This is a genomic window from Acidimicrobiales bacterium, from assembly GCA_035540975.1.
Taxonomy (GTDB): domain Bacteria; phylum Actinomycetota; class Acidimicrobiia; order Acidimicrobiales.
The window spans coordinates 1-5,896 of the sequence record DATLFN010000092.1 but is presented as its reverse complement, the minus strand read 5'-3'; the positions used below and the strand labels follow the sequence as shown (position 1 = coordinate 5,896).

Genomic DNA, 5,896 nt, shown 5'->3' with positions numbered 1-5,896 from the left:
GCCCACCGGGCCGTCAAGGCTTCCCCTCCGGGCGGCCTTCGGCCGGCCTTGACCGCCCTCCCCCTACTTCCGCACGCCCCGAAGTCATCTCGACGAACCCGTCGCGACCTACTTGACAAGCCGTTCCACATCAGTCGACGGCGAGCCGGCGGAGGACGTCCCGGTCGGCGGGGTCGATGGACAGGAACACCAGCCGGTACTCGTGACCCTCGGGGAGCGCGAGCGCCTGGGAGATGGCCGCCAGCGCCACCACCGTCCGCCCCGACGGCAGCTCGAGGCTCACCGTGGGGTCGCAGCCCTCCGGGAACGGGTCGAGCACCCGCACCCGGCAGCCGCCCTCGCCGATGTCGACCGTCTCACCGCTCAACGACGAGAAGGCGGTGCGGTCGCCGGGTGCCGGCTCGTCGAAGTTCGACAGCACGACGGGAAGGGTGAGGGCGACCCGGGAGGCGGTGCGGCGCTGCACCCGCTCGACGCCGTGGCTGTGCAGCTCGACGAGGCCGGCGGTGCCGTCGTGGAGCGACAGCGTCGCCTTCATCCGGTACAGGGCGTCGGGGGCGATGAAGCTGGCCACCACCGCGCCGGGCGACAGCCCGGAGCGGTCGCCGCCCAGGTGCACGCGGATGGCATCGTCCCGGGCGAGGAGGACGACGCCGGTGACCCGGCCGTCCTCGTCGTCACGCTCGATCAGCGCGACCTGCCCGGCCACGGGTCTCCATGCCGTCGGCATGGGGACCGACAATACCAACGGTGCCCACGCCATCCGGCTCGGGTGGCGCGACCGCACCGGCCGGCCGGTCGCGGCCGGCCCGCCGGCCGCGGCCCGGCCGTTCCACCGATCCTCGGTCGCCGTCACTCGCCCCTCCTCCTCGTCCGTGCGGCCCGCCGGGGCCCGCCTTCCGCCGTATTCGGCACGACGCCGCCGCCGGCATCGTCCACACCGGACCCGCCATCCCAATCGGCATGCCCGACGCGCGCGTGAGGACGTGGCCCCACGAGGCGCCGGCCCTCCCGCACGAACCGCACGACCGGTACCATTCGCCCAGGGCTGAACAGCCAGCCGCACCTGCGTCGTGTTGGGGGGTGGAGCATGTTCTGCCGAGCGGTGGTGGCGGCGCTGGCGGCGGCGGTACTGCTGCCCGCCTGCACCTCCTCGGGGGGGACGGTGGCGGTGGAGATCGCCAAGCCGACCACCACGGTGCCCACCACGACGGTGACCACCACGCCCGACCCCACCGCCATGCGCCTCGGGCAGCGGTCGAGGACCACCGAGGGCAACGAGGTGGAGGTCACCGCCTTCGTGCAGCCGGTGTCGGCCGGCGTGCTGGAGCCCGACCCCGGCAAGGAGTTCGCGGCGGCCGAGGCCCAGATCTGCGCCGGGCCGCGCGGCGCCCGCCGGGTGACGCCCGAGGCGTTCAAGGTCGAGATGCCCGACGGCACCGTGCGCGGCCGGTCGTACTTCGGCCCCAAGGAGCCCCTGCTGGCCGACGCCCGGCTCGACGGCGGCGCCTGCGTGCGGGGTTGGCTCAACTTCGAGGTGCCCAAGGGCCAACGCCCCGCCTACGTCGTGTTCCAGGGCAGCTCGGTCCTGCGGTGGAACGCCAGCGGCCGCTGAGACGCGCCGTGGCCGGCGCCGTGATGGGCGCGGTGGCCCTGGTGCCGGCCGCCTGCGGGGACGACGACGAGCCCGCCGCCGCGCCGCCGACGACCACGAGCACCACGACCGCCCCCACGACGGCCATTACGTCCACGAGCCCCACGACCACCACGCCAGCGGCGACGCGCGAGTGCGGGCAGGTCGGCTTCACCCCCGACTCGGAGGACGTGGCGGGTGACATCACCGCCACCGGCGTCCCCTGTGACGAGGCGCGCGCGTTGGTCGAGGTGGCCGGGCGGCGGACCAGCTCGGGCGGGCCGCCGTCGCTCGAGGTGGACGGGTGGCGCTGCGTCGTCACCCACGCGACCGACGACCCCCTTCCCCGGTCCGACTACCGGTGCACCAGGGGACGGGCGACGGTCACCTTCGGCCGGTCGTAGCCGGTTAGGGTTCCCGCATCGCCCTCCCCGACTGGCTCCGGGCGTGGCCGGCGGCCCGCCAGATCACCGGCCCGGACCGCCTCGGCCGCGGCGACGCCGCCCGGTCACGGCGGTCGGAGACCCTCGCACCCCGGACCGCCGAGGCCGACGCCGTCGTGTCGTCCGTCTGCCCGTACTGCGCCGTGGGCTGCGGGCAGCAGGTCTACGTGAAGGACGGCGAGGTCACCCAGATCGAGGGCAACCCCGACAGCCCTATCTCCCGGGGCCGCCTGTGCCCCAAGGGGTCGGCCAGCAAGGACCTGGTGACCAGCCCGCTGCGCCAGACCGAGGTGCTCTACCGGCGCCCCTCCGGCACGGAGTGGGAGACCCTCGACCTCGGCACGGCCATGGAGATGATCGCCGACCGGGTGGTCGACGCCCGCCGCAAGGGCTGGCAGGACGTCGACGAGCACGGCCGCCCGGTCCGGCGCACGCTCGGCATCTCGACCCTGGGCGGGGCGACGCTCGACAACGAGGAGAACTACCTGGCCAAGAAGCTGTTCACCGCTCTCGGCGCCATCCAGATCGAGAACCAGGCCCGCATCTGACACTCGGCCACCGTCCCCGGTCTGGGGACCTCGCTCGGCCGGGGCGGCGCCACCACGACCCAGCAGGACCTGCGCCACGCCGACTGCATCGTCATCCAGGGCTCGAACATGGCGGAGTGCCACCCGGTGGCCTTCCAGTGGGTGATGGAGGCCAAGGCCCGGGGCGCCAGGGTGATCCACGTCGACCCCCGTTTCACCCGCACCAGCGCGCTGGCCGACCTGCACGTCCCGCTGCGGGCCGGGACCGACATCGCCTTCCTGGGCGGGGTGATCCGCCACATCCTCGAGCGCGGCCTGGACTTCAGGGAGTACGTCGTCGCCTACACCAACGCGGCGACGCTGGTGTCGGAGGACTTCCTCGACACCGAGGACCTCGACGGGGTGTTCTCCGGCTTCGACGCCGACGCCCGGGCCTACGACCCGTCGTCGTGGCGCTACGCGGGCGCGTCGACGGCCGGGAGCGGGGGCGACGACCGCCCCGGCGAGGCGGCGCCCCACGAGGCGGGCAGCCACGGCCCCGCCCTCGACGAGCCGGGCGCCGAGCGGGACCCCACCCTGACCCACCCCCGCTGCGTCTACCAGGTCCTGAAGCGCCACTTCGCCCGCTACACGCCGGAGATGGTCGAGGAGGTGTGCGGCGTCCCCGAGGAGCTGTTCCTCCGGGTGTGCGAGGCGTGGACGGCGAACTCGGGCCGGGAGCGAACGACGGCCCTCGTGTACTCGGTGGGTTGGACGCAGCACACCGTGGGCGTGCAGTACATCCGGGCGGGCGCCATCATCCAGCTGCTGCTGGGCAACGTGGGCCGGCCGGGCGGAGGCATCCTGGCCCTGCGGGGCCACGCCAGCATCCAGGGGTCGTCCGACATCCCCACGCTGTTCAACCTGCTGCCCGGCTACCTGCCCATGCCGGACGCCGCCGCCCACCCCGACCTGGCGACCTACGTGCGGTCCATCACCGGTCGCCACCAGAAGGGGTTCTGGGGCCACGCCGGCGCCTACACGGTCAGCCTGCTGAAGGCGTGGTGGGGCGACGCGGCGACGCCCGAGAACGACTTCCGCTTCGACTGGCTGCCCCGCCTCACCGGCGACCACGGCACCTACCGCCAGGTCTTCGACATGATCGACGGCCGCATCTCCGGTTACTTCCTCCTGGGCCAGAACCCGGCCGTGGGGTCGGCCCACGGGCGGGCCCAGCGCCTCGGGATGGCCAACCTCGACTGGCTCGTCGTACGGGACCTCTTCCTGGTCGAGAGCGCCACCTTCTGGAAGGACGCCCCCGAGATCGCCACCGGCGAGATCGACCCGGCGACGTGCCGCACCGAGGTGTTCTTCCTGCCCGCCGCCTCCCACGTCGAGAAGGAGGGCACGTTCACCCAGACCCAGCGCGTCCTCCAGTGGCGCGACCAGGCGGTGGAGCCGAAGGACGACTGCCGCTCCGAGCTGTGGTTCTTCTTCCATCTCGGTCGTCTGGTGCGCGAGCGGCTGGCGGCGTCCGGCGACGAGCGGGACCGGCCCGTGCTGGACCTCACCTGGGACTACCCGCTCCACGGCCCGTACGACGAGCCCAGCGCCGAGGCGGTGCTCCGCGAGGTGAACGGGTGCGACCTGGCGACGGGGCGGCTGCTCGACACCTTCGTCGACCTGCGCGACGACGGTTCCACGGCGAGCGGCTGCTGGATCTACGCCGGAGTGTTCGGCGGCGGCGAGAACCGGGCGGCCCGGCGCCCGCCCGGCGACGAGCACCGGTGGGGATGGGCGTGGCCGCTGGACCGCCGCCTGCTCTACAACCGGGCCTCCGCCGACCCCGAGGGACGGCCGTGGAGCGAGCGCAAGAGGTACGTGTGGTGGGACGACGAGCGGGGCGAGTGGACGGGCCGGGACGTCCCCGACTTCGAGCGGACCAAGCCGCCGTCGTACCGTCCACCACCGGGCGCCACCGCCGAGGCGGCGCTGGCGGGCGACGACCCGTTCGTCATGCAGGCCGACGGCAAGGGCTGGCTCTTCGCCCCCGCCGGCCTGGTCGACGGCCCGCTGCCCGCCCACTACGAGCCGCCCGAGTCGCCGGTGCCGAACCTGCTCCATGCGCAGCAGGTGAACCCGACCCGGAAGGTCTACGCCCGGGCCGACAACCCCCGCAGCCCGAGCGCCCCCCGTGCCGGTTCGGAGGTCTTCCCCTACGTCTTCACGACCAGCCGGCTCACCGAGCACCACACGGCGGGCGGCATGAGCCGCTACGTCCCCGTCCTGAGCGAGCTCCAGCCCGAGCTGTTCGTGGAGGTGTCGCCGGCGCTGGCGGCGGAGCGGGGCCTGCGCCACCTCGAGTGGGCCCACCTGGTGACGCCCCGCGCCGCCGTGGAGGCGCGGGTGCTGGTGACCGACCGGCTGGCGCCCCTGCGGGTGGCGGGTCGGACGGTCCACCAGGTCTGCATCCCGTACCACTGGGGCGCCGGCGGGATCACGGCGGGGGACTCGGCCAACGACCTGTTCGGCGTCACCCTGGACGCCAACGTGCACATCCAGGAGTCGAAGGTGGGGTCCTGTGACGTGCGCCCCGGGCGCCGCCCCGAGGGCCCGGCCCTGCTCGCCTACGTCGCCGGGTACCGGCAGCGGGCGGGGGCCACCGGCGCGACGGGGACGGCGGCGCTGTCGTCCGACGAGGGCGAGCGGTGACGAGGGTCGGGTTCTTCACCGACACCTCGGTGTGCATCGGCTGCAAGGCGTGCGAGGTGGCGTGCAAGGAGTGGAACGGCGTGCCCACCGGCGGCTCCGATCTGCTCGGCCTGTCCTACGACAACACCGGCTCGCTGAACGCCGACGCCTGGCGCCACGTGGCCTTCATCGAGCAGGCGCCGGCCGGCGGGAGCGGCGGGAACGGGGCGCGGCGGTGGCTGATGTCGTCGGACGTGTGCAAGCACTGCACGTCCGCCGGGTGCCTCGACGTGTGCCCGACGGGGTCGCTGTTCCGCACCGAGTTCGGCTCCGTGGTGGTGCAGGACGACATCTGCAACGGCTGCGGGTACTGCATCCCGGCGTGCCCGTTCGGGGTCATCGACCAGCGGCGGGGCGACGGCCGGGCCTGGAAGTGCACGCTCTGCTACGACCGCCTGCGGGGCGGGCTGGAGCCGGCGTGCGCCAAGGCGTGCCCCACCGACTCCATCCAGTTCGGGCCGCTCGACGAGCTGCGGGAGCGGGCGGCGGCACGGGTGGGCTCGTTGCGGGAGGCGGGGGTGGCCGGCGCCCGGCTGTACGGCGAGGACCCGACCGACGGGGTG

At 74.0% G+C, this 5,896-nt stretch carries 5 protein-coding genes; 4 read left to right on the top strand and 1 reads right to left on the bottom strand.

Going from position 1 to position 5,896, the window contains the following annotated elements:
- Positions 1 to 130: 130 nt before the first annotated feature.
- Positions 131 to 709: a PilZ domain-containing protein gene (locus tag VM242_10290; GenBank protein HVM05554.1), complete on the bottom strand. Its 579-nt coding sequence runs from the start codon at positions 707 to 709 to the stop codon at positions 131 to 133.
- A 381-nt stretch (positions 710 to 1,090) separates the two neighbouring features.
- Between VM242_10290 and VM242_10285 the strand changes: the two genes are divergently transcribed.
- The 4 genes from VM242_10285 to VM242_10270 form a co-directional block, all read left to right on the top strand.
- On the top strand, positions 1,091 to 1,615 hold the full coding sequence (locus VM242_10285; GenBank protein HVM05553.1) for a hypothetical protein: 525 nt from the start codon (positions 1,091 to 1,093) through the stop codon (positions 1,613 to 1,615).
- 8 nt (positions 1,616 to 1,623) lie between these two features.
- Entirely contained in the window at positions 1,624 to 2,037 is a 414-nt protein-coding gene (locus VM242_10280) for a hypothetical protein (protein HVM05552.1), read from the top strand.
- Between the two features lie 17 nt (positions 2,038 to 2,054).
- On the top strand, positions 2,055 to 5,294 hold the full coding sequence (gene fdh, locus VM242_10275) for a formate dehydrogenase (GenBank protein ID HVM05551.1): 3,240 nt from the start codon (positions 2,055 to 2,057) through the stop codon (positions 5,292 to 5,294).
- On the top strand, positions 5,291 to 5,896 hold a 606-nt coding region (locus tag VM242_10270; protein HVM05550.1), incomplete at its 3' end, for a 4Fe-4S dicluster domain-containing protein. The genes fdh and VM242_10270, both read left to right, overlap by 4 nt.